The 23,165-nt window shown below is 74.9% G+C and carries 25 protein-coding genes; 12 read left to right on the forward strand and 13 right to left on the reverse strand.

The genetic code is table 11. The features are described from left to right. Window positions 1–8: 8 nt before the first annotated feature. Complete coding sequence (locus tag ABIB37_RS12580; protein ID WP_354260866.1) at window positions 9–848, forward strand: SDR family NAD(P)-dependent oxidoreductase; 840 nt, start codon at window positions 9–11, stop codon at window positions 846–848. On the opposite strand, the gene ABIB37_RS12585 is transcribed toward ABIB37_RS12580, so the two are convergent. Next, the gene (locus ABIB37_RS12585; protein ID WP_354260868.1) at window positions 832–1,242 is read right to left on the reverse strand and encodes a GNAT family N-acetyltransferase; all 411 of its coding nucleotides are present in this window, start codon (window positions 1,240–1,242) and stop codon (window positions 832–834) included. The genes ABIB37_RS12580 and ABIB37_RS12585 overlap by 17 nt on opposite strands. Before the next feature lie 79 nt (window positions 1,243–1,321). Between ABIB37_RS12585 and ABIB37_RS12590 the strand changes: the two genes are divergently transcribed. Beyond that, window positions 1,322–1,804 (forward strand): pyridoxamine 5'-phosphate oxidase family protein, encoded by a 483-nt coding sequence (locus tag ABIB37_RS12590; RefSeq protein ID WP_354260870.1) that lies wholly within the window; start codon window positions 1,322–1,324, stop codon window positions 1,802–1,804. A gap of 27 nt (window positions 1,805–1,831) precedes the next feature. On the opposite strand, the gene ABIB37_RS12595 is transcribed toward ABIB37_RS12590, so the two are convergent. Further along, on the reverse strand, window positions 1,832–3,058 hold the full coding sequence (locus tag ABIB37_RS12595; protein WP_354260872.1) for a hypothetical protein: 1,227 nt from the start codon (window positions 3,056–3,058) through the stop codon (window positions 1,832–1,834). Window positions 3,059–3,101: 43 nt separating this feature from the next. Beyond that, window positions 3,102–4,325, reverse strand: a complete 1,224-nt coding sequence (locus ABIB37_RS12600) for a saccharopine dehydrogenase family protein (protein WP_354260874.1) — start codon at window positions 4,323–4,325, stop codon at window positions 3,102–3,104. 127 nt (window positions 4,326–4,452) lie between these two features. On the opposite strand from ABIB37_RS12600, the gene ABIB37_RS12605 reads away from it, so the two are divergent. After that, window positions 4,453–4,974, forward strand: a complete 522-nt coding sequence (locus ABIB37_RS12605) for a hypothetical protein (RefSeq protein WP_354260876.1) — start codon at window positions 4,453–4,455, stop codon at window positions 4,972–4,974. Next, window positions 4,971–5,756 (forward strand): thioesterase family protein, encoded by a 786-nt coding sequence (locus ABIB37_RS12610; RefSeq protein ID WP_354260878.1) that lies wholly within the window; start codon window positions 4,971–4,973, stop codon window positions 5,754–5,756. Before ABIB37_RS12605 ends, ABIB37_RS12610 begins: the two co-directional genes overlap by 4 nt. A 15-nt stretch (window positions 5,757–5,771) precedes the next feature. On the opposite strand, the gene ABIB37_RS12615 is transcribed toward ABIB37_RS12610, so the two are convergent. Beyond that, window positions 5,772–6,950, reverse strand: a complete 1,179-nt coding sequence (locus ABIB37_RS12615) for a hypothetical protein (protein WP_354260880.1) — start codon at window positions 6,948–6,950, stop codon at window positions 5,772–5,774. A 101-nt stretch (window positions 6,951–7,051) separates the two neighbouring features. Continuing rightward, window positions 7,052–7,996, reverse strand: a complete 945-nt coding sequence (locus tag ABIB37_RS12620; protein ID WP_354260882.1) for a hypothetical protein — start codon at window positions 7,994–7,996, stop codon at window positions 7,052–7,054. 77 nt (window positions 7,997–8,073) lie between these two features. Here ABIB37_RS12620 and ABIB37_RS12625 point away from each other — a divergent pair, with 77 nt between their 5' ends. Continuing rightward, complete coding sequence (locus tag ABIB37_RS12625; RefSeq protein WP_354260884.1) at window positions 8,074–8,451, forward strand: DUF2255 family protein; 378 nt, start codon at window positions 8,074–8,076, stop codon at window positions 8,449–8,451. Window positions 8,452–8,467: 16 nt separating this feature from the next. Here the strand turns inward: ABIB37_RS12625 and ABIB37_RS12630 are convergent, their stop codons facing one another. After that, entirely contained in the window at window positions 8,468–9,118 is a 651-nt protein-coding gene (locus ABIB37_RS12630; RefSeq protein WP_354260886.1) for a DsbA family protein, read from the reverse strand. Between the two features lie 66 nt (window positions 9,119–9,184). Between ABIB37_RS12630 and ABIB37_RS12635 the strand changes: the two genes are divergently transcribed. Beyond that, window positions 9,185–9,472 carry a DUF1905 domain-containing protein gene (locus ABIB37_RS12635; RefSeq protein ID WP_354260888.1) on the forward strand — a complete coding sequence of 96 codons (288 nt, stop codon included), beginning with the start codon at window positions 9,185–9,187 and terminating at the stop codon, window positions 9,470–9,472. 110 nt (window positions 9,473–9,582) lie between these two features. Continuing rightward, the gene (locus tag ABIB37_RS12640) at window positions 9,583–11,742 is read left to right on the forward strand and encodes a protealysin inhibitor emfourin (RefSeq protein WP_354260890.1); all 2,160 of its coding nucleotides are present in this window, start codon (window positions 9,583–9,585) and stop codon (window positions 11,740–11,742) included. Between the two features lie 158 nt (window positions 11,743–11,900). Here the strand turns inward: ABIB37_RS12640 and ABIB37_RS12645 are convergent, their stop codons facing one another. Both ABIB37_RS12645 and ABIB37_RS12650 read right to left on the reverse strand, forming a co-directional pair. Next, a complete protein-coding gene (locus ABIB37_RS12645) occupies window positions 11,901–13,595 on the reverse strand; it encodes a thiamine pyrophosphate-binding protein (RefSeq protein ID WP_354260892.1) in 1,695 nt (564 codons plus the stop codon). Between the two features lie 133 nt (window positions 13,596–13,728). Beyond that, window positions 13,729–14,937 carry an ATP-binding protein gene (locus tag ABIB37_RS12650; protein ID WP_354260894.1) on the reverse strand — a complete coding sequence of 403 codons (1,209 nt, stop codon included), beginning with the start codon at window positions 14,935–14,937 and terminating at the stop codon, window positions 13,729–13,731. An 89-nt stretch (window positions 14,938–15,026) separates the two neighbouring features. On the opposite strand from ABIB37_RS12650, the gene ABIB37_RS12655 reads away from it, so the two are divergent. Next, a complete protein-coding gene (locus ABIB37_RS12655) occupies window positions 15,027–15,728 on the forward strand; it encodes a lysoplasmalogenase family protein (protein WP_354260896.1) in 702 nt (233 codons plus the stop codon). 69 nt (window positions 15,729–15,797) lie between these two features. Next, on the forward strand, window positions 15,798–16,565 hold the full coding sequence (locus tag ABIB37_RS12660) for an aspartate/glutamate racemase family protein (RefSeq protein ID WP_354260898.1): 768 nt from the start codon (window positions 15,798–15,800) through the stop codon (window positions 16,563–16,565). On the opposite strand, the gene ABIB37_RS12665 is transcribed toward ABIB37_RS12660, so the two are convergent. Next, complete coding sequence (locus ABIB37_RS12665; protein ID WP_354260900.1) at window positions 16,549–17,514, reverse strand: AraC family transcriptional regulator; 966 nt, start codon at window positions 17,512–17,514, stop codon at window positions 16,549–16,551. The two genes, ABIB37_RS12660 and ABIB37_RS12665, sit on opposite strands and share 17 nt — an antisense overlap. A 344-nt stretch (window positions 17,515–17,858) precedes the next feature. Between ABIB37_RS12665 and ABIB37_RS12670 the strand changes: the two genes are divergently transcribed. Further along, window positions 17,859–18,731 carry a sensor histidine kinase gene (locus ABIB37_RS12670; RefSeq protein ID WP_354260902.1) on the forward strand — a complete coding sequence of 291 codons (873 nt, stop codon included), beginning with the start codon at window positions 17,859–17,861 and terminating at the stop codon, window positions 18,729–18,731. Here ABIB37_RS12670 and ABIB37_RS12675 read toward each other — a convergent pair. Beyond that, window positions 18,624–19,520: a LysR family transcriptional regulator gene (locus ABIB37_RS12675; RefSeq protein WP_354260904.1), complete on the reverse strand. Its 897-nt coding sequence runs from the start codon at window positions 19,518–19,520 to the stop codon at window positions 18,624–18,626. The two genes, ABIB37_RS12670 and ABIB37_RS12675, sit on opposite strands and share 108 nt — an antisense overlap. Window positions 19,521–19,581: 61 nt before the next feature. Here ABIB37_RS12675 and ABIB37_RS12680 point away from each other — a divergent pair, with 61 nt between their 5' ends. Then, window positions 19,582–19,866 (forward strand): GNAT family N-acetyltransferase, encoded by a 285-nt coding sequence (locus tag ABIB37_RS12680; RefSeq protein WP_123697823.1) that lies wholly within the window; start codon window positions 19,582–19,584, stop codon window positions 19,864–19,866. Here the strand turns inward: ABIB37_RS12680 and dhaM are convergent, their stop codons facing one another. The 3 genes from dhaM to dhaK are packed head-to-tail and all read right to left on the reverse strand — an operon-like array spanning window position 19,867 to window position 22,185. Then, window positions 19,867–20,553, reverse strand: a complete 687-nt coding sequence (gene dhaM / locus ABIB37_RS12685; RefSeq protein ID WP_354260906.1) for a dihydroxyacetone kinase phosphoryl donor subunit DhaM — start codon at window positions 20,551–20,553, stop codon at window positions 19,867–19,869. Beyond that, window positions 20,550–21,173, reverse strand: coding sequence for a dihydroxyacetone kinase subunit DhaL (gene dhaL / locus ABIB37_RS12690; protein ID WP_354260908.1), 624 nt, complete (start codon window positions 21,171–21,173; stop codon window positions 20,550–20,552). Before dhaL ends, dhaM begins: the two co-directional genes overlap by 4 nt. Before the next feature lie 7 nt (window positions 21,174–21,180). Then, a complete protein-coding gene (gene dhaK / locus ABIB37_RS12695; protein ID WP_354260910.1) occupies window positions 21,181–22,185 on the reverse strand; it encodes a dihydroxyacetone kinase subunit DhaK in 1,005 nt (334 codons plus the stop codon). Between the two features lie 175 nt (window positions 22,186–22,360). Between dhaK and ABIB37_RS12700 the strand changes: the two genes are divergently transcribed. Continuing rightward, a complete protein-coding gene (locus ABIB37_RS12700; RefSeq protein WP_354260912.1) occupies window positions 22,361–23,140 on the forward strand; it encodes an MIP/aquaporin family protein in 780 nt (259 codons plus the stop codon). Window positions 23,141–23,165 lie beyond the last annotated feature (25 nt).

Consider the following 23,165-nt stretch of genomic DNA (forward strand, 5'->3'; position numbering starts at 1 on the left):
TGACCGCCATGCCCTCCCGCACGATCGTCCTCACCGGTGCCTCCGACGGCATCGGCGCAGCCGCCGCCCGACAGCTCGCGGAGCGCGGGCACCGCCTGCTGCTCGTCGGACGCTCCGCCGAGAAGACGGCAGCGGTCGCGCAGGGGCTCGGGGCCGAGCACTTCGTCGCCGACTTCGCGAAGCTCGACGACGTGCGCGCGCTCGCCCGCGACCTCCTCACGACGACCGACAGCGTCGACGTGCTCGCCAACAACGCCGGCGCGATCCTCGGCCGACGCGCCCTCACGGTCGACGGCCACGAGCAGACCTTCCAGGTCAACCACCTCGCGCCCTTCCTCCTCACGCAGCTGCTGCTGCCCGCGCTGCAGTCCGGCGAGGGCATCGTCGTGAACACCGCCAGCTCGGCGGCGCGTCGACTCGCGCGCTTCGACATCGACGACCTCGAGGGCGAGCGCTCGTTCGGCCCCAATCGCGCGTACGGCAACGCCAAGCTCGCCAACATCCTGCACGCGCGCGGGCTGCAGGCGAGGTACGGGGATGCGGGCATCAGCGCGGTCGCCTTCGACCCCGGCAACGTGCGCACGAGCTTCGCCACCGGCAGCACGAGCATCCTGCGCTTCGTCTACCGCACGCCGCTCGCGCGCCTGCTGCTCATCTCGCCGGAACAGGGCGGCGAGAACCTGACGTTCTTCGCCGACGGGAGGCCCGGCACGACGTGGGAGCCCGGCACCTTCTACACCGAGCGGTACCCCGCGACGCCGGACCAGACGAATCCGCTCGTGCACGCCGACATGCTCGTCGACCTGCTGTGGGAGCGCAGCGAGGCGATGCTCAGCCGCGCACGCTGAGCGTCATGCCGAGGGGGTCGCCGTCCGCCGCCCGGAAGCCGAGCCCCTCGTAGACCGAGACCGCCTCCGGGCTCGCGAAGAGCCCCACGACCGCCTCCGCCGGCGCCGCGGCGCGCACCCAGTCGAGCAGACGCTCGACGATCTGGGTCGCAATCCCCTGCTCCGACGCGGCCGGGTCGACCATGACGTCCTGCACGTAGCAGTAGCGCACCCCGTCGCCCACGAGCCTGCCGACGCCCACGACGGCGTCGCCCTGCCGCGCGACCACGCCGTGCAGCGAGCGGTCGAGCGAGCCGCCGATCGTCGCCCAGTCGAAGTGGTCGAGCCAGCCGACCGCCTCGGCGACCGCGCGCTGCTCCTCGACGGTGGGCACGCGGTCCTCGAAGGTCGTCATGCGGAGCACCCTAGCCGCGGCTCGCTCGGAGCCGGGTGGGCACGGCGTTCGCCCAGCCGGTCGTGACAGGTTGAGCCCCATGACCGCATACGACGAGCAGCTCAAGACCATCGCCGACATCATGCGCTCGACGCGCATCGCCTCCCTCGCCTACCTCTCGATGGACGGCGGGCTCGTGTCGACGCCGATGGGCACGCAGGACTTCACCGAACCCGGCACCGTCTGGTTCATCACCGAGCGCAGCACCTCGAAGGTGGCCGCGATCGAGGCCGACCCGCGCGTCAACGTGCACTACGCCGGCAAGAGCGGCTGGGTGTCGCTCGCGGGCACCGCCCGCTACGTCGACGACCGCGAGAAGCTCAAGGAGCTGTGGGATGCGTCGGCCGGCATCTTCATGTCGGGCACGCCCGACGACCCCGACAACGGCCTGCTCGAGGTGACCGCGTCGACCGCCGAGTACTGGGACTCCCCCGGCAAGGTCGCGACCGCCGTCAACCTCGTCAAGGGGCTCGTCACCGACGGGGAGCCCGACCTCGGCGACACCGGCATCGTCCCGCTGTAGGCGGACGCCTGGCTCGCGCATCGGCGGTCAGCGTGCGAGGCTCACCGCCACGACCGCGGAGAGCCCGACCCCGGCCGCCGTGAGGCCGAGCATCGCACGCCGGGAGATCTGACCGTCCCCGGCGAGTGCGCAGACCAGCGATGCCGAGAGCAGCGTCGGCACCGCCACGAGCGCGGCACGCGCGGCCACCGCGGCGACCGGGTCGTCGACGAGGGCTCCCACTACGACGGCGACCAGCGGCAGCGCGACGGCAGCGATCGCGAGCGGCGCGCTGCACCGGCCGAGCCAGCGGATGCGCACGTGCGGAGCGTCGACGGTGTGGAACGCGGCGACGCGCGCGTCATCCGCGCCAGCCCGTCGCAGCACGTCGAGCTCGTCCCGCGAGAAGGGCAGATCCCAAGGCCTGCGGCTCAGCCGCGCCAGCGCCTCGACGGGGTCGTCGCCGCGGCGCAGCACGGCGACGAGCGCATCCCGCTCGGGACCGGTCGACAGGCCCTCCACGAGGAGCCCCCACCGGGCGGCTCCGGCCCGGTCGCCCCAGCGGCGCGCCTCGTCGACGAGCCACTGCCGGGATCGAGCCGAGTCGCCGAGCGGACTGCCCGCCCACATCGCGGTGCCGACCGCGGCACGCTCCGCGGTCCTGCGCTCCCGCCCCTGCAGTCGCTCGATCGCCGCCCGATCGGCGTCCGAGATCGCGGCGTCGCGTGCCGTCGTGAAGCGGGTCTCCGCGCGCGCGATGCCCCACACCGCGAGCGCGCAGCAGGCGGCCGCCACCAGCCCGCTCACCAGCATCCACGTCTGCGGACGATCGCCGCGCGCGATGTCGAGCAGCGCCATGAGGAGGCTGCCGAGCGCCCAGGCGCCCGCGATGAGCGCGATCACGAGCGACAGGCACCCGTCAGCGTCACTGCGGTCGGCATCCTGCGGCGGCAGCGCGAGGTCCGCGACCGCCGGAGGCACGGGGTCGTCCCTGCGCAGGCCCAGATAGTCGCGGACCGCGGAGGGTCCTTCCGCGATCAGCGTCAGGCGCAGCGCTCGCAGCTCGCTCGCCCTCGCCCAGCCGGTCTCGACGATCCCCCACCGAGCTGCCTGGTCGAGGGCACCGAGCGCTCGGTAGTGCTCCGCCAACTCGCGGCGCAGCGCCGGGTCGCCCTGCCACCGCACGCGCTGGACGAGCGCTCGACGCGCAGCGCGCAGCGCCGCGTCCGGCTCGACGAGCAGCTGCGCGAGCACGTCGTCCAGGCGGTCCTCCACCAGCGCAGACTAGAGGCATCAGGCCCTGCTGACGGATCGCCGCTCACGCGGCGCGCACCTCGAGGGTGAACCCCTGCGCGCGCAGCCGCTCGACGAGCACGTCGCCCATCGCGACCGCCGGGGTGAGGATGCCGCCCTCCGCGCTGCATCGCTCGCCGTCGACCGCGAGCGCGAGGCCGGCCTCGCCGAGCATCACCGACGTCGCGGCGTAGCCCGGATCGCCCTGCGCCGCGACCGTGGCAGTCAGTCGTCGTCCGCCCTCGGTGCGCGTCGTCGTCTCGATCGCGAAGGATCCGGAGCGGCGGCGCTCCTCGGACGGCCCGTCGCCGGGCGACGGCAGCGCTCGGTCGATGAGGCTGCGCACACCCGGCGTCGCCATGCCGACGACGAGCGCCCCCATCCCGGCCGCGATCGCCGTCGCCCGGGCGCGGCCGCCGAGCCCACGACCCGTCGGCAGCACCTCGCGGTAGCGGAAGCGCTCGCCGTACGCGCCGCCGAGCAGGGCGTCGGAGCGGCGCACGAGCCGGGTGTTGTAGCCGGCCATCACGAACGGCGCATCCCACTCCCCCGTCGCGGCGTCGAGGAATGGCACGTGCACGTCGGGCTGACCCGAGGCGACCCGCGCACCGGCGCTCAGCGCAGCGGGATCCGCGAGCACCCGGCGGAGCGCGGCGTCGTCCCGGGCGCGCGCGAGCTGCAGCCGCATCGAGTCGATCGTGCCGCCGCTGATCCCGCCCGAGAGCCGTCGCACCCGCAGCGTCGTGTCCGTGAGGCCGCTCGCGCCGTCCGCCGTCGCGCGCCGGTGCAGCAGATGCACCGCGAGGTCGGACGGCACCGAGTCGAACCCGCACGACACGACGATCCGGGCGCCGCTCGCGCGTGCCGGCTCGTGCCAGCGCTCGATGAGCTCACGCACGAAGAGCACCTCGCCGGTGAGGTCGGCGTAGTCGGTGCCCGCGGCCACGCACGCCTCGACGAGCGGCAGCCCGTGCCGCTGATAGGGACCGACGGTGCTGACGACGACGCGCGTGCGCCGCGCCAGCTCCCGGAGGCTCTCCGGGTCCGCGCTGTTCGCCTCGAGGAGCGGCCAGTCCGTGGCGGCCGGCCCGAGCCCGTCGCGCACGGCCGCGAGCCGCGCTCGCGAGCGCCCGGCGAGCGCGATCCGCGTGCCTCCGGGTGCCGCGCCCGCGAGGTGCTCCGCCACGAGCCGGCCGACGAAGCCGGTCGCGCCGAAGAGGGTCAGGTCGAGCTCGCGCTCCCGGCTCATGTCGACGCGTCCCGTCGTCCCACCATCGGGATCCCCCTCCTCGCGCCGGCCCGGCGGCGCACGGAGCACGCTAGCCCACCGCGGGGGTGTGGAGGCCCGGCTCGAGCGCTCGCCGTACGATGCGACGGTGGCAGTGCACCCCGACGACGCGGCGGCGATCGAGCTCGCGCGCACGGCGCTGCGGTCGATCGCGGAGCGGCTCGCGGCGGCGGGCGCGCGCGACGAGGCGCTGGCCGAGCACGTCGAGCCGAAGCCGGTGCTCGGCATCCCCCGACGACCGCGGATGCGGTCGCTCGGCCGCGCATGGCGGCTCGGCGCGCTGCTCGTGCAGGCGGTCGGCTCGGTCTGGCGGACGGGCGTCTCGACCCGCGTGACCGAGCCCGGCCGCCCGCAGCACCACACCGCATCCGTCGAGCAGCGCCGCGCCTGGCGTGCCGCGGCGATCCAGGGCGGCTTCCCGATGGGCGAGACCGTGAACCACGGCATCGAGTCGATCACGCTCGACGCGTCGCTCGTCGACGGCGCCGGGCCGCTCGTCGTGCGCGACGGCCGGGCGTGGGTGCGCTGGGGGTCGGATGCTCCGGTCCCCCTCGAGCGCTACCTCGACGACCTCGCCGACCTGCTGCTGCATCCCCCTGAGGGCGCATGACCGCCTACCTCACCGCCCTCGGCGGCGACCGCTACCTGCCGAGCGAGCACGCCGGCGGCGCATGGCAGCCGGGCGAGCTGCACTTCGCGCCGCTCGGCGGGCTGCTGACGCACGCCATCGAGCAGCATCGCTCCTCCTCGGGCGGAGCGCCGCTCGTGCTGAGCCGGATCGCGTTCGACATCCTCGGCTTCCTCGCACTCGACGAGATCGCGGTGCGCGTCGAGACCCGCCGGCCCGGCCGCACGATCGAGCTCACGGAGGCCACCGCATCGATCGCCGGCCGCGACGTGGCGGTCGCGCGGGCGTGGCACAGCGTCGCCGGGGACACGGGCGCGGTCGAGGGCGGGGCGGCTGCGCAGCTGCCGCCGCCGGAGCTGGCGCGTCCTGCCACGTTCGATCCCGCCTGGGGCGGCGGATTCGTGCGGTCGCTCGACCTGCGGCAGTCGGGCGACGCGGTGCCGGGTAGGAGCACCGCGTGGGTGTCGAGCCCGCTCGAGCTCCTCGACGGCGAGGCGGCGAGCCAGCTCGCGCGCTGGCTCGGCCTCGTCGACGTCGTCAACGGCGTCGCCGTGCGCGCGACCCCGGATGCGTGGATGTTCCCCAACCTCGACCTCACCGTGCACCTGCTGCGGCAGCCGGAGGGCCGCTGGGTGGGCCTCGACACCACCGTCGCCTTCGGGCCGAGCGGCCAGGGCATCACCGCCGCCGACCTGCACGACGAGCGCGGGCACGTGGGCCACGCGATGCAGACCCTCACCGTGCGGCCCAGCCCGCGCGCTTGAGCCGCGGCAGCGCCCTCAGCTGTCGCCGTCGAACGCGGCACCCAGCAGCATCTGCGCCCATCGCGCGGGTCCCGCGCCCTCGCCGCGCACGCAGCACCAGTACGCGCACGCACCGTCGTCGTCGACGACCGCGATGATGTCGCCGGCTGCGCCCCGCTTGGGCAGGTGCAGCTCGCCCTCGCGCTCGGCCAGGAACTCGCGGGGCGACGACGCGGTCGTCGGCCCGAAGACGCGGCCCGCCTGGTGTGGCAGGAGCCGCAGCTGGGCCGCCCGTGCCGACTCGAACACCCCGCCGCGGCTGTCGGACGACGTGCCGCGCACGCCCGGGCCGTCGGCGCTCCGCCCCAGCACGCCGATCGAGCGCTCGCCCGCCCCGCTCGCGCCCTGGCCCACCACGCCGACGTCGCCGGTCGCCGAGATCGGCGGCACCGGCGACGCACCCGACACCCCGACGACCCCTGCCGCCGCGGGCATCCTCGGCTCGTCGCTGACCCCGCCGCGGCCGACGACGCCGGCGCCGGGCACCGCCGGGCCGCTCGCCACGACGGGCCCGGCAGTGCCGGTCTCGTCGAAGGTCTGCACCTGCACGACCGTCGCGTCTGCACCCTTGCCGTAGACGCCGATGCCGCCCGTCTCTGCCAGTGGATGCGCGGGCAGGTCGTCGTGCGCCGGTCCGGTGCCGCCGCCCAGGCCGACGACGCCTGCCGCGTGCAGCGACCGCGCGGTGTTCTCGCGCTCCGACTGCCTGCCGCCCTGGCCGACGACGCCCGCGCCCGGCGAGGTGTCCGGGTCGGGGAAGACGACCGCCTGCGACCCGCCGAGCCCGTGCACGCCGATGCCGCCCTCACCCGCCGAATCCGGCTCGGGCACGCCGCCGCCGAGCCCCACGACACCGGAGCCCGACTTGCGACCGCCGCGGCCGATGACGCCGTGCGCCGGCGGCGAACCGGCGAAGCCCGAGGCGCTCTTGCCGGTCGCCATCAGGCCGTGGAACGCGTTCGACGGGATGAAGCTCGCGCCGTCCTCGTAGTCGTCCGGGTCCTCCGCGTCGCCTGCGACCTCCGCGATGAGGATCGCGGGTCCATCGAAGTCGGCCACGTCCGGCTCGACCTGCGCCCACACGATCGTGCGCCCCTCGGCGCGGTTCACGCGGCCCGTCTGCATCTCCTCGCCGCTGCCGGATGCTCCAGCCATGGTCGCCCCCACTCTCGCGCGCATGAGCTCGAGCCGCTCAGCCGTGCGCGCTCCACCCCGGACGGTACGCCGGGGCACTCGCGCGCGACAGGCCCCTGTCGTCAGCCGGCGCAGCGCGCGACGACCCACCCGAGCAGCGCGTCGCGCTGCTCGTCGGGCACGGGCACCAGGAGGTCGACGGGCTCGCCGGCGGCGGTCGCGCGGATCCGGAAGATCGTGCCCTGCTTGTCCTCCGCCACGGCGTGCAGGTCGCAGCGGCCGGGCGCGAGCGGCACCTCGATCACCGTCGGTGCGGCGCCCGCGACGATCTCGAGCGCGACCGGCTGCGCCTCGAGGCGACCGCCCTCCGCATCCGTCGGCGTGAGCAGCACCGTCGCGGCCACCTCGTCGATGCTGCCGAGCCGCTCGCCGGCGCCCGGTGCGGGCGACACCTCGAGCCGCAGCAGTGCCTCGCGCGAGCCGTCGGCGGGGATGTCCGGGGCGAGCCAGGCGAGGCGGGCGACGTCGCGCGCGAACGCCCGCACGTCGCACACGCGGTCGTCGAGCGCGTCGAGCTGCCCGAGCGGGTCCTGGGGCTCGCCCTCGACGACGCTGCCGTCGGCGAGCTCGAGCGTCGCGCGGTGCTCGACCGGGCCCGCCTCGCACGTGGGCTCGGGCAGCAGCAGGCGCAGGTTGCGACGCGCCCCGGCCGGGATGCGCGCCTCGTCGACGCGGGTCATCGGCGTGCTCCACGCGCTCGAGTCGTAGGCGGCGCGATCGATGACGAGCTCGTCCGTCCCCTCGTTCGTGACCCGCAGCTCGACGAAGCCGCCCGCGACGTCGCCGCGCAGCTGCACGATCTCGAGCAGCACCGGCACGGTCGCGGCGGGCACCGGGGTCTCAGGCACCGCGGTCCCGGGCGCGGCGGACTCGGGCACCGGATCCGGCTCGGCGGGCGCGGTCGCGCAGCCGGCGACCCCCAGCACTGCGCACAGCACGACGCTCAGGGCGACGCGCACCGACGACCGCGCCGCGCGCGTCCTCGGCCCACTCGCACGACGTCGCACGCCGCCATCCTGGCACCGGCGCGCGAGGGGCGCGATCGCCCCTGTCGTGCGCGACCGCGCGGGGCCATGATGTGGCCATGAGCGCGCCCTGGGACCCCGACGACCTCGCGGCGATCGCCGCCGCCGACGAGCTCCGCATCGCCTCCCGCCGCTCGGACGGCACGCTGAGCCCGCCGATCACCATCTGGTCGGTCGCGCTGCACGGCGTGGTGCTGGTGCGCTCGGCCTACGGCGCCGACAACGGATGGTACCGGCGGGCGCTGCGGCGAGGCCGCGGTCGGATCAGTGCGGGCGGCGTCGACCACGATGCCGTGTTCCAGCCCGGCGACCACTTCGACCAGGAGCTCGTCGACGCCGAGTACCGGCGCAAGTACGCCCGGTTCCCCGACGCCGTGCTGCGCACCGTGGTCGGCGAGCGCGCGCACGAGCTGTCGCTCATCGTCACGCCCGGGTGAGCGAGCGACGCGGCGGCTACCCCTCGAGCGCCGCCTGCAGTGCCAGCTCGACGTCCTCGTAGCGCTGCAGCTCGAGCATCTCGCCGTCGACGAAGAAGGTCGGCGTCGACGGTGCGCCGAGCGCCGCGGCGGCGTCCGCGTCGAGCTGCACGCGCTCGAGCGTCTCGGGATCGGCGATCGCCGCGTCGTACGCCTCGAGGTCGAGGCCGAGCTCCTCGGCGTAGCCGCGGAACCCGGCAGCGGCCCCGTCGGTGCCCGCCCACTCCTGCTGCCGGTCGAAGAGCATCGTGTGCATGGCCTCGAACGATCCCTGCTGCGCGGCCGCCTCCGCGGCGAGGGCAGCCGGCACGGCGTTCGGGTGCATCGCGAGCGGGAAGTACCGCACCGCGAAGGTGACCTCGCCGGCGTAGCGCTCGCGCAGGTCCTCCACGATCGGGTGGAACTGACCGCAGGACGGGCACTCGTGGTCGAGGAACTCGACCAGCACGGGCGCGCCCTCCCCCGCGTCGTCGAGGATGTGCGTGCTCTCGTCGACCACGGCCACGTTCGCGGCCTCAGCGGCGGGCTCGGGACGCTCCCACGGACGCACGACCGCGAGGGCGACCGCGACGATGAGGAGGAGCGCGCCGACGACGGTCGCGATGCTGATGACGGCCTGCTTCTGCATCCGACCAGGCTATCGGCGCCGACGGCGGCCCGATCTGGCGCGGACCGCAGGCGGTAGCGTGCGGGCATGGAGCTCGACTTCTCCGCCGTCGCGATCGAGTGGCGCGGCCCCGCGCCCTTCGTCTTCGTGCCGGTGCCGCCCGATGAGTCCGAGCTGATCCACGGCAGCGCGAGCGAGCTCACCTACGGCTGGGGCGTCATCCCGGTGGAGGCCACGATCGGCACCACGACGTTCACCACCTCGCTCTTCCCGCGCGAGGGCGGCTACCTGCTGCCGCTCAAGGTCGCGGTCCAGCGGGCCGAGGGCATCGGCGTCGGCGACGCGATGGACGTGCGGATGCGGCTCGGCCGCTGACGCGCATCGGCTGCGGTCAGCGGCCGCGAGTACGATCGGCCACCACGCTCCGGCGCCCCGGCACCGGGCGCGACGGGGCACGACAGGCATCGCACGAGCGGAGGTCGCTGATGGGCATCGCAGCATGGATCGGGGCGACCGCGGCCTCGGCGTCGAGGCGCGCCGAGCGCACCATCCACCGACTCGCGCGCCCCGCGGCCTTCGCGCTCGCGCCCGTGCTGCTGCGGCAGGGGAAGGCGCTGCAGTCGGAGCTCGTCTGGCTCCCGGAGCCGCAGGGCACGCGCTCTGGCGTCGTCGGCGAGGGCGACGGCGATCCGCTGCGGCTGCTCGCGATCGGCGACTCCACCGCGACGGGGGTCGGCGCCGAGCAGCTCGACGAGACGCTCGCGGTGCAGACCGCGCGCCGCCTCGCCGGCCGCCGCGGGCAGCGCGTCGAGTGGCGCATCGAGGGCCTCGAGGGCTCGAACGCCGCGCAGGTGCTCGAGCGGCACCTGCCAGCGGTCGACGACGGCCCCTGGGACGTCGTGCTGCTGCTCGTCGGCGCGAACGACGCGCTGCAGCTCGTGGGGCGCGGCGCCTTCCAGCGGAGCGTGCGCGCCATCGTCGCAGGGCTCGAGCAGCAGGTCGCCCCGGGCGGCGTCATCGGGCTCGCCGGCGCCCCGCAGATCGACACGTTCGAGTGGCTGCCGCAGCCCATCCGCGCACTGATCGGCGGCCACGCCCGCAGCCTCGACGACGCCCTGCAGCGCGTGGCCGCCGACGTGCCGCGCACGATCCACCTGCCGACGCCGGCCATCCTCGAGCCCTCTCTGCACGCCGCCGACGGCTTCCACCCCTCCGCCGCCGGCTACTTCGTCTGGTCGAGCCTCATCGCGCCGGTCATCGACGACGCGATCGCCGCACCGCGCGTGCGGCACGGCATCGTGCCGCCGTTCCTGCTCGAGCGGATCGCCGCGACGCCGAGCGCCGCCGCCGCGGTCGCAGAGCGCACCCTGCGGCTCGACGGCGGCATCCGCGTCGAGCGAGGCGTGCGCGCCGAACGCGCGGCGACCGCGCGACCTGCCAGGGCCGAGCAGCGCCCGACGCTCGTGCCGGACGGGGCGGTGCCGAATCGAACGGTGAGCGACGCGAAGGGCACGACGACGCTCCCTGGCACGGCCGTGCGGGGCGAGGGCGACGCGCCGACCGGCGATGCCGCCGCCGACGAGGCCTTCGACGGGCTGGGGCTCGCCTGGCGGATGCTGCACGACGCGTTCGGCCGCGACTCGCTCGACGACGCCGGCATGCCGCTGCTCGCGACGGTGCACTACGGCACCCGCTACGACAACGCCTTCTGGGACGGCGAGCGGATGGTCTTCGGCGACGGCGACGGCGAGGTGTTCGCCGGCTTCACGCAGGCCGTCGACGTCATCGGCCACGAGCTGGGCCACGGCGTGATCTCGTCGACCGCCGACCTCGTCTACCGCGACCAGCCCGGCGCGCTCAACGAGTCGATCGCCGACGTGCTCGGCGCGCTCGTGAAGCAGCACGCGCTGGGCCAGACGGCCGACGAGGCCGACTGGCTCATCGGCGCCGGCGTCTTCACCGAGCAGGTGCAGGGCGTCGCGCTCCGCTCGATGGCCGAGCCCGGCACCGCCTACGACGACCCGGTGCTCGGCAAGGATCCGCAGCCCGGCCACATGCGCGACTTCGTCGTGACGACCGACGACCTCGGCGGCGTCCACATCAACTCCGGCATCCCCAACAAGGCGTTCCACCTCGTCGCGACCGCGATCGGCGGGCACGCGTGGGAGGCGCCGGGCCGGATCTGGATGGACGCGCTCACCGGCGGGCTCTCGGCGACGGCCGACTTCGCGGCCTTCGCGACCGCGACCGTCGACGCGGCCGTCGCCCGCTACGGCGACGACGCGGCCGAGACGCGCGCGGTCCGCGATGCGTGGGCCGCCGTGGGCGTTGGCGACGCGCCGGCCGACGCGCCATCGCCCGACGAGGCGATCCGGGTCGCCCGCACCGGCGGCATGCTCGGGCGGACGCGCGCGGCGGTGCTCGAGCTCGAGGTGATCCCCGGCGACGACCGCGACCACCTCGACACGCTCGTCGCCTCCGGACGGCTCGCCGAGCTCGACGGCCAGGCGCTGCCGGATGCGCCGACCTGGCGCGTCACCGTCGAGACGCGCTGCGACGTGACGGTCGCCGAGCCGCTGCTGCCCGACGAGGTGCTGTCGCTCTTCCGCAGGTTGCTCGAGCTGGGCGACGCGCCCGAGCGCTGAGTCGCGACGTTCGAGCCCGCCCCCGACGCTCTGCCGGCTGACCGCCCCGGCACCGCCGACGAGTGTCGACTCGCTGCGGGAGTGTCGCGACCATCGCGCACGAACCCGACACTCTGCCGGCGAAGGCGGCACGGGAGCCACGCGCTGGGCGCCCGGCCTCAGCGGGCGGCTGCCCGCATCGCCGCCTCGCGCACCTCGATGATGTAGGGCGCGACGACCCGCTGGCTGATCCGGCAGTCGGCGACGAAGACGCCGTCGGCGCCGATCGCGAGCCACGCCTCGAGCTGCGCGAGGTCCTCGAGCCGCTCGATGACCGCCGCCTCCGCGCCGAGCGCGCGGCCGAGCGCGGCGAAGTCGACCTGCTCGATGAGCATCGGCTCCTCGGCGACGCCGCGCACGGCGTACTGGTGCACCTCGGCGCCATAGGCCGCGTCGTTGCAGACGATCACGATGCCGCGCCGCACGGTGCGCACGACCGAGTCGAGGTCGGCGAGCCCCATGAGGGCGCCGCCATCGCCGGTCACGAGCACGATCGTCGACTCCGGCCGCGCGGCGCCGGCACCGACGGCGCTCGGCAGCCCCAGCCCGATCGTCTGGAAGGCGGTGCCGACCATGAGCAGGCGCTCGGGGTCGGCGACCGAGAGGTGCGTCGGCGCCCAGCCGATGAAGTGGCCGCCGTCCTGCACGATCACGCGATCCTCCGGCAGCACCCGCTCGAGCGCGTGGAACAGGCTGCGCGGGTCGAGGCGGCCGTCCGCGGCCAGGTCGTCACCCGGCTCGCGCTCCGCGCCGATCCCGGCGACCTCCGCGAAGCCCGCCTCGCCCCAGCCGGCGTCGCCAGCGGCGGCGCTCTCGTCGCCGGTCTCCCCCGCGCCGATGAGCGCGAGCAGCGCCTGCGCCACGAGCCGGGCGTCGCCGCGCACGAGCTCGTCGACGCGGGGGTTGGACGGCGCGTCGAGGATGTCGACCTGCATCACGTGCGCGTCGGGGGCGAATGCGTCGCCGAAGCGCGTCTGGAAGGCATTGAGGCTCGCACCGACGACGAGCACCGCGTCGGCGTGCTCGATCGCCTCGGCCGCGCGCTCCGAGGCGAAGCCGCCGCAGATGCCGAGGTGCCGGGATGCGTCGGCGAAGATGCCGCTCCCGAGCGCGCTCGTCGCCGTGCGTGCGCCGAGCCGCGCGGCGAGCGCGCGCAGCGCCTCCTCGGCGCCGGCGAGGTGGGCGCCGCGGCCGGCGAGCAGCAGCGGGCGCCGGGCCGCGACGAGCCGCTCGGCAACGCCCGCGAGCTGCTCGGCGTCGAGCGCGACGAACGGCGTCACCGACGCGTGCTCCGTCGCCGCCTCCCCGTCGCCCTCGAGGTCGGCGTGGCTCAGGTCGTACGGGATCGCCAGGACGACGGGGCGCCGCTCGGCGAGCGCCGTCTCGACGGCCCGCCGGGCTGCTGCCCGCGCGTCGCCGCGTCCCACGACGATGGTCGGCGCGCCGACCGCTGTCGCGATGCCGGCCTGGTCGACGTCGAACGGGCGCGCGCCCCCGGTCGGCCGGTCCCCGACCACCACGACGAGCGGGATGCGGGCGAGCGCCGCCTCGGCGAGCGGCGTGATGGCGTTCGTGTAGCCGGGGCCGTAGGTGACCGAGGCGACCGCGAGCCTGCCGCTCGCGCGGTGATAGGCGTCGGCCGCGGCGATCGTCGCGGCCTCGTGCCGCACCGCGGTGAGCGTCATGGCCCCTCGGCGCACGACGGCGTCGAGGAACCACGCGTTGCCGTTGCCCATGAGGGCGAAGACATCGGCGGCGTGCAGCTCGAGCTCGGCCGCGATCGCGGCGGAGACGGAGGCAGTGGCGTCAGGCATGGGGTGCTCCAGAGGAGACGGGAGGCTCGGCGGCACTGCACGGAACCTCGTCGATGGGGTCCATGTGTGTCGCGCGCTGCCGCGTGGCCCCATTTCTCGAGACCCGGCGCGCATGGCGCCTGACGAAGCGATGCTAGCCGACGGCCGGTCGCCCGCGCTCGCCGCCCGGCTCCTCGGTGGCGCCGGAGTGGTCGCGGAACGTCTCGCGTGCTGCGGTCGGCAGCCCCAGCTGCGCGTCGCGCGGATGCGCGCGCAGGTGCTCGCGCATGCGCGGGATGGCGAAGTCGACGCGTCCGCGCTCCGGCGCCACGATGATGCCGGCGTCGAGCAGCCTCGCCCGCTGTCGCCCGGCGTTGCCGGCCGTCGCACCCATCCGCTCGGCGACGCCGATCGTGGAGGCCGGTCCGTCGTCCTCCGCCATGGCGATGAGGTAGTCGCGGTCGCGGCCCGAGAGGCCGCGCAGCGCCGGCACGATCACGCTCTCGCCCATCGCGGCGTGCGCGACCTGCACCGCGTGCTGCACGGCATCCGTCACGATCTCGGTGACGCTCGGCTGGTACTCCCACGCGCGCGCCCCGATCGACTGGACGAGGAACGGGTACCCCTCGCTCGCGCGCGCCGCCATGTCGAGGGCTGCCTCGCTGATCGTGCGGCCCCGTTCGCGCACCGGCACCCCGATCGCGGCGCGGGCCTCGGCGAGCGTGAGGGTGTCCAGGCGCACCTGCTGCGCCCGACGGAAGAAGGTGAGCCCGTCGGCGTCGAGCGCGGCGGCGATCGAGGCAGGCACCCCGGCGGCGACGATCGCGACCCGGCGGTCCTGGCGCTGCAGGTGCTGGACCGCGATGGCGATCCGGCGCAGCTCGTCGAGCGACGACGCGGCCACCTCGTCGAGCGAGATCAGCAGCCCAGCGCCGCGCGCCTCGGCGAGCTCGACGAGCCGCTCGAGCATGCTCTCGAGCCGCGGCTCGCGCGGGTAGTGCGGCACGATCTGCGTGGTGGCGCCGCCGATCTGCGGCAGCGTCAGCCCGGTCCACTCGCGCGAGAACGCCTCCGGATCCTGCTCCTCGAGCAGCGCAGGCAGCCGGTCGTGCTCGAGCACCTCGATGAGGCCGACGTGCAGCGTGCCATGCACGACGGTCCAGTCGCGGGCGCGCGCCTCGTCCTCGAGCGCGTTGAGCAGCACGGTCTTGCCGACGCCGCGCATGCCGGTGACGAGCGCTGCGCGGAACGGCGACCAGGCGCCGAGCCCGAGCACCTCGCGCCACTCGTCGAGCAGCGCGTCGCGCCCCGCGAGCATCGGCGGGGAGATGCCGAAGCCGGGCCGGAACGGGTTGTCGTGCACGTCGCCCACTCTGGCACCGACCGCCGACGTCGCGGCGACACGGCCCGGCGCGCCCGCGGCGGCCGGCGCTTCGTGGAACGATGATGCCCATGTCCGCTATGCCGCTGCCCAGGCCGCTGCGGCTGGGCTTCTGGATCGCGGGCGCGCTGCTCGCCGTGAACCTCGCCGCCGCCACGCTGCTCGCGCTCGGCCTCGGCGACGCCGGGCTGCTCGAGCAGCTGCGGCTCGTGCTCATGTGGGCGATGCTGCCGCCCATCTGGCTGGCGCTCATCGCGGTGGGCGCGCTGCGCCATGCGGTCGGCCGCTGGCACGTGGCCGCGGCGGTGCTCTGCGGGCTCGGCGACGGGCTCGGCGCCACCACCGACCTCACGATCGTGCTGCTCGGGATGTTCCTGCTCGGACACGTCGCGTACCTCGTCGCGCTGTGGCCCACCCGGCGCCGCTCGCTCGCGTGGGGGCCGGCCGGCATCGCCTACGCGATCGTCGGCCTCATCGCCGGCGCGATCATCGCGATCGGCGCAGGCCCGCTCGCGCTGCCGGTCGTCCTGTACGCGCTCGTGATCGCCGCGGTCGCGGCGTTCGCCGCGATCGACGTGCCGGGGCTCTTCGGCGGGCTGCTCTTCATGGTGAGCGACCTCGTGCTCGGCCTCGGGCTCTTCGTGCTTGAGATCCCCGATCCCCTGCGGTCGATCGTGGTGCTCTCGACCTACGTCGGCGCCCAGGCGCTGCTGGCGGTCAGCCTGCAGCAGCGCCTCGCGCTCGGTGTCGCCGCGCAGGACGACTCGACATAAGCACAACCTGTGGGAGCGAAAGCGAACACAGGCTGGACTACTGGCAGACTCGCCTGCTGAGATCGTCGCATGGACTCGCGCGACCGGACCCTCGGCATCCTCGGCGGCATGAGCTGGCACTCGACCGCCGCGTACTACCGGGCCATCAACGAGCACGTCGCGGCGGCCCGAGGCGGGCACGCGTCAGCGCGCATGCTGCTCGCGAGCGTCGACTTCGCCGAGGTCCGCGACTGCCAGGTGCGCGGCGACTGGGCCGCCGCCGGGGCGATGCTGGCCCGCGAGGCCGCCGCGCTCGAGCGGGCGGGGGCCGGCTCGATCGCGATCGCCACGAACCTCATGCACCGGGTCGCCGACGACGTCGCGGCCGCCGTGGGCATCCCGCTCGTGCACATCGCCGATGCCGTCGCGCACGCTGCCGGCGCGCTCGGCGCCCGCACGGTCGGCGTCGTGGGCACGCGGTGGGTGATGTCGGAGCGGTTCTACGCCGACCGGCTCGCCGAGCACGGCATCGCCGTCGTCGTGCCGCCGGCCGACGTGCAGGCCGAGCTCGACCGGATCGTGTTCGACGAGCTCACGCAGGGCGTCGTGACGGATGCGTCGCGCGCCGCCTTCCGCGACGCCTTCGCCGCGCTCACCGCCGCGGGCGCCGACGCGATCGTGCTCGCGTGCACCGAGATCATGCTGCTCGTCGACGCGGAGGACGCCGCCGTGCCCCTCATCGACTCGTGCGCGGCGCACGCCGACGCGCTCGCGCGCATCGCGCTCGGCGAGCGGTCAGCGGGCGCGCTCGCCCCACAGCCGCACGAGAAGCGCGCGAGGATCACACCGGTCGGTTGAGCGTGTCCGAGGGGGCCTCGCCGAAGGCATCGCGGTAGGCCGCGGCGAAGCGCCCCGTGTGGAGGATGCCGAGACCGAGCGCGACGGCACCCACCGTGGTGGCGTCGCGCTCGGCCGCGCGGAGTGCTTCGCGCGCCAGGCGCAGCCGCGTCTGGCGCAGGTAGGTCATCGGCGGCGTGGCGAGGTCGCGCCGGAACCCCTCCTGGAGCGCCCGCACGCTCAGATGGACCTCGGTCGCCAGGCGGACCGTCGTCCACGGCTCGGACGGCCGCTCCTCGATGAGCTCGACCGCGCGCTTGATGGCCGAGCCCAGCCTGACCGGCCGGTCGCGTGCGAGGGCATCGCTGTGGTTGTGCCGCTGGCCGAGCAGCAGGCCGTCGAGCACGAGGCCCTCGATGTGCCTGTCCATGCGCGCGTCCCGGGTCGCGGCCGTCGGATGCTCCAGCTCGTCGTCCAGGAGGTCCAGCACCGTGCGCCACCGCCGTCCGAAGGGGCTGAGCAGGTCGGCCCTGAAGTCGAAGGCGAGTCGGCCCCGCAGCGATCGACCGAGCAGCGCTTCGAGCCCCGACTCCAGTCGAGCCCTCGGGATCATCAGGCACAGGTGCTCGGCGTCGGCGGACCACTCCATCTCCGCGGGCGCTCCGGGCGAGTACACGAGCCCCTCACCCGCGACCGTCGTGACCGGCTCGCCGGTGCCGGCCCTCGCGCGCGCCCGGCCGCGCACGGTGATGTTGGCGTGGAAGTTCTCGGCGTCGGCGGTGCGCAGCTGCGCGCGCCGTCCGTACGCGATCCGGCCTACCGTCAGCGCGCCGACACCCATGCCCGCGACCTCCATCGCGAGCGCACCGGGGCCGCCGGAGAGGCTCAGCCTGTGCGGGAGGTACAGCTGCGTGACGATGCGCTCAGCCTCGTCGCGGTCGTGGGTCCTGCGCCGGGTGTGCGTCGTCATGCGTGGCAGATGCTCATCCCGGCTGCGCTCGTGATCCCCGCTGTCGCGACGTCCATCGCACTCCTCTTCGCGGCTGCCAGCCACCGTCCGGTCGCGCTACCCACGACATCCCACCCGGCGGCGGAACCGGATGCGGGGGCTGCGGTGGCGCGCGTCGCGCGTCCCGCCCATCCTACCGGGTTTGTACCCCGGTCGACCGTCCAGCCAGGGTGCGCCGGACCGTAGCCGGATCGCGCACATCGGCGCCGATCGAGCCAGCGTCCCCGCTGCAGATGCGAGCCTCGAACCTGCCCGACCGCCCCGGCCGAGGGGTGCGTCGCACATCCGTCCCAGGAGGTCATCAGGTGCCCGACCCCGCGCAGCCGCCGACCGACGAGCGCTCCCCCGATGGCGCGGCGGCCGCTGCCCAGCCCGCCGCGGCGGAGCAGGAGTTCCTGCGCGGGCTCGGGGAGACGGTGAACCACCACGTGCGGACCGCGCTGACACCGCTGCTCGGTCACACCGAGCTGCTGCTCGCGCACGAGCAGCAGCTCCCCGCGGAGGTGCACCGGTCGCTGCACGCCGTGGCGCGAGCCGGCCGGCGGCTCAGCGACGTGGTGCTCGGCATCTGCGAGCTGATCGGGATCGCGTGCGCGGACGGCGACGCCGACGAGCCGATCGACGTCTCCGCGCTGCTCGCCGATGAGGACGCGGCGCACCGCATCCGGGCCTCGCGGAAGGGGGTCCTGCTCGAGGTCGGCGGCGACCGGGTCCGCGCCCACGGGGTGGACCCGACGCGCCTGTGGCGCGCGCTCGAGGCGCTGCTCGACAACGCGGTGCGCCACGCCCCAGCAGGGTCGACGGTCCGGGTCACCACGACGACTGCGATCGGGAGGGTGCGGATCACGGTGAGCGACGAGGGCCGCGGCATCGATCCCGCAGACAGCGAACGGCTGGTCCTGCCGTTCGAGCGGGGCTGCCACCCACCGGGAGCCGTCGCGGGCCGCGGCATGGGGCTCGCGCTGGCATCCGCGTTCGCGACGTCGAACGGCGGCCGGCTCGTCCTCTCCGAGAGCGCCAGCGGTGGCCTCGAGGTCGCCCTCGACCTGCCGGCCGTGAACGGCCAGCGGTCAGCGGGTGCGCTCGCCCCACAGCTGCTGCATCGCGCCGAGGACGGTGCTGATGGCGGGCACCCGCTCGGCGCCGTGCCGGTGGCGGAGCGAGACGGTCCGGCCTGAGCCGTCCGCGAGCGGCGCGACCACGACGTCGTCGCGCGTGAGCACGCGCAGCGCCATCGTCGGCAGCAGCGTCACCGAGCCGGTCGCGGCCACGAACGACTGGGCGGCCACGAAGTCGTCGGTCTCGAACTGGATCGTCGGGGCGAACCCGGCCTCGGCCGCGAGCGACTCGAGGTGCCGGCGGCAGCGCTCGCACCCGCCCACCCAGTCGGCGCCGGCGAGCGCGGCGAGCTCGATCGGGGACCCGTCGGCCAGCTCGTGATCGAGCGGCAGCACGATGCACGACGGGTCCTCGCCCAGCTCGATGCGGGCGAGCTGCACGTCGTCGTGGAGCTCGTCGTACTCGAACGCCACCGCGACGTCGGCGTCGCCCGCGAGCACCGCCTCGATCGCCTCCGGCGGCTCGAGCTCGATGACGCGCGCGGTGAGACCCGGCACCGCGAGCCGGGCCGCCGCGATCGCGCGAGGCACGAAGTCGGCGAGCGCCGAGGGGAACGCCGCGATCGTGACCGTGCCGGCGCCCTCGGCGAGCGAGCGCAGCTCCGCCTCCGCCGAGCCGAGCAGCCCGGCGATGCCGTCGGCGTGCCGCAGCAGCCGCGCGCCCGCCTCGGTGAGCGTCACGCCCGTCGACGAGCGCAGCAGCAGCGCCTGACCGACCTCCTCCTCGAGCAGGCGGATGTGCTGGCTCACCGCGGGCTGCGTCCAGCCGAGGGCGCGGGCGCCGCCGGAGACCGATCCCTCGCGCGCGACGGTGCGGAAGATCAGGATGCGACGCGGGTCCAGCTGCATGGCCCCAAGCATGCCGCATCCTCGGCGGGCGACGTCCAGGCTCGAGGCGTAGCGTGGAGCCATGAGCGAGCAGATCGAGATCGTCGACAACCCGAAGGCCCAGCGCTTCGAGGCGCGCGTCGATGGCGCGCTCGCCGGCTTCGCCGACTACCGCGACGGCGAGGGCGTGCGGGGCTTCCCCCACACCGAGGTCGACCCGGCCTTCGGCGGCCGCGGCATCGGCTCCACCCTCGTCGACGAGGCGCTCCGCGCGACGATCGCCGAGGGCAGGCGGATCATCCCGCAGTGCTCGTTCGTCGCCGCGCGGGTGACGGCGGACGAGTTCGCCGCGCACGTCGCGCGCTAGCTACTCCCCGAACCGCTCGCGCACGAGCGCGCCGACCGCGTCGATCGCCTCGGCCGCCTGCGGACCGGTCGCCTCGAAGACGACCGTCGAGCCGCGATCCAGGCCGAGCGCGAGCACGCGCAGCATGCTCTTCGCGTCGACCCCGTTCACCGCCACCGCGGCGTCGAAGCCGCTCACCGTGCGCACGAGCTCGGACGCCGGCCGCGCGTGCAGCCCGTGCTCGTTCTCGAGCACGATCTCGAGGCGGGCGGGCTCCGCCGCCGACGCGGCGTCGTCACCAGGGGCGGTGTCCGGATCCGCGCGCCGCTCGGGCTCGCGGGCGATCGGCTCCGCGGCCGCGACGACCTCGTCCATCGAGCCGCCCGCCTCGGCGGCGACCGCCGCGGCGACGGCGCCCTCGACGATGGGCGCGTCGGCGATGCGGATGCGCTCGGGCTCCGCGGCGAAGTCGATGGCCGTCTCGGTCGTGAGGACGGCGGACCCCAGATCGCACAGCACGACGACGCCGTCGCCCGAGTCCGCCTCGCCGAGCGCCGCCTGGACCCGGTCGAAGCTCGTGCCGATGCCGCCGTCGTCGGTGCCACCGGCCGCGACGATCGTCACGGTCGGCGCCATCTGCGCGGCGAGCTCGACCACCCCCTCGGCGATGCGGGCGGAGTGCGAGACGATGACGAGCCCGACGCTCACCTGGTCTCCGCCGCGGCGCGCAGCATGAGCGAGGTGGACTCGCTGCCCGGGTCGCGGTGGCCGATGGCGCGCTCCCCCAAATAGGACGCGCGCCCCTTGTGGGCGACGAGCGGCTCGGTCGCTGCGGCGCCCTCCGCCGCGGCCGCGGCAGCCGCCTCGAGCGCGGCGCGCACGTCGTCGCCCGCAGCCGCGGCCGCCTCGACGGCCGGCGTCCACGCGTCCACCATCGTCTTGTCGCCGGGCTCGGCCTTGCCCCGCGCCACGATGCCGTCGCGCGCGGCCGTCAGCACCTCGACGAGCGCCGCGGCGTCGAGCTCGGCGCGGTCGCCCGCCGCCATCGAGCCCTTGAGGAACGCGGTGCCGTAGAGCGGCCCGGCGGCGCCGCCCACCGTCGAGATGAGCGTGGTCGCGACGAGCTTGAGCACGGCGCCGGGCGTCGCGTCGTCGTCGAGCGCCTCGAGCCTGCCGAGCACGGCCTGGAACCCGCGGTCGAGGTTCTCGCCGTGGTCGGCATCGCCGATCGCCCGGTCGAGCGCCGTGAGCTCGAGCTTGCGCCGCGCGACCTCCGCGGCGACGGCCTCGATCCAGCGCCTGGTCCAGCGGCCGTCGAGCCCGCTCATCCGCTCGCTACCTTCCCCACCGCAGCGCGGCGGTCTGCACGGGCGCGTCGTAGAGGCCGAGCATCTCGTCGTCGACCTGCAGCAGCGTGATCGACACCCCCTGCATCTCGAGGCTCGTCACGTACGAGCCGACGAGCGAGCGCGCGAGCTCGATGCCGCGCTCGGCGAGCACCTCCGCAGCGCGACGGAAGACGATGTAGAGCTCCGACTGGGGCGTGCCGCCCATGCCGTTGACGAGCAGCACGACGCGGTCGCCCTTCGAGAACGGCAGGTCCTCGAGGATCGGCTCCATCAGCCGGTCGACGATGCGGTCGGCGGGCTCGAGCGCGATGCGCTCGCGCCCGGGCTCGCCGTGGATGCCGATGCCGATCTCGATCTCGTCGTCGGCGAGCGTGAAGCTCGGCTCGGTCGCGTGCGGCACCGTGCAGGGCGACAGCGCCATGCCCATCGTGCGCACCTTGCGGTTGACGGTGCGCGCGACCTCCGCCACCTGGTCGAGCGAGTCGCCGCGCTGGGCGGCAGCGCCCGCGAGCTTCTCGACGAGCATGGTGCCCGCGACGCCACGACGGCCGGCGGTGTAGAGCGAGTCCTTGACCGCGACGTCGTCGTCGACGATGACGGTCTGCACCTCGATGCCCTCCGCGAGGGCGAGGTCGGCGGCGGTCTCGAAGTTGAGCACGTCCCCGGTGTAGTTCTTGACGATGTGCAGCACGCCGGCCCCGGCGTCCACCTGCTTCGTCGCCTCGAGGATCGGGTCGGGCGTCGGCGAGGTGAACATCGCGCCGGGCACCGCGGCGTCGAGCATGCCGAAGCCGACGAAGCCGGCGTGCAGCGGCTCGTGGCCCGACCCGCCGCCGGAGACGAGGCCGACCTTGCCCTGCACCGGCGCGTCCGCGCGGACGACGACGAAGGGCGGGTCGACGACCACGCGCACGATGTCGGCATGCGCGGCGGCGAAGCCTGCGACGCCTTCGTCGACCGTCTTGGTGGGGTCGTTGATGAGCTTCTTCACGGTGCGCCTCTCGTTCAGCCTGGCCGGTTGGGCTCACGCTACGCCTCGCCGCCTGGAATCTCGATGGCGTCGATCGAAGATCTCTCGGATTTCGGCCCGGCCCCGGCTATCGTGTGCCGTACCACCCGAGTGGGCGGTACGGGCGATGCGGCCCGTAGACGAGAAGGCAGGGACCATGGAACCCAATCTCGGACTGGTATTCCTCTCAGAGCTGGTGGGCACCGCGATGCTCGTGCTGCTCGGCTGCGGCGTCGTGGCCAACGTCGTGCTGAAGGGCAACAAGGGCTACGGCGGCGGCTTCCTGATGATCAACTTCGGCTGGGGCCTCGCGGTCTTCGCCGGCGTGATCGTCTCGGCGTACTCGGGCGCGCACCTGAACCCCGCCGTCACCTTCGGCCTGCTCGCGCGCGACCTCGCGACCGGCGTCGACTACAACTGGGCGATGCTGCCCGTCTACCTCGCGGCGCAGTTCATCGGCGCCTTCATCGGCGCCGTGGTGTGCTGGCTCGCCTACAAGCAGCACTTCGACATCGAGGAGGACCCGGGCGCGAAGCTCGGCACGTTCTCGACCGGCCCCGGCATCCGCAACAACGGCTGGAACCTCGTCACCGAGATCATCGGCACCTTCGTGCTCGTCTTCGTCGTGATCGGCTTCAGCGCGCAGAACGGCGTCGAGGCCGACGTGCCCGCGGGGCTCGCCTCGCTCGGCGCGCTGCCCGTCGCGCTCCTCGTCGTCGGGATCGGCGCCTCGCTCGGCGGACCGACCGGCTACGCCATCAACCCCGCCCGCGACCTGGGCCCGCGCATCGCCCACGCGCTCCTGCCCATCAAGGGCAAGGGCTCGAGCGACTGGAGCTACGCCTGGATCCCGGTGGCCGGCCCCATCATCGGCGGCATCCTCGCCGGGCTCCTCGCGCCGACGGCCATCGCCGGCATCACGGGCTTCGCGGCCTGACGCACCGCGGAGGGGCCCATCCGGG

The sequence above is a fragment of the Agrococcus sp. UYP10 genome, assembly GCF_040547205.1.
GTDB lineage: Bacteria > Actinomycetota > Actinomycetes > Actinomycetales > Microbacteriaceae > Agrococcus > Agrococcus jenensis.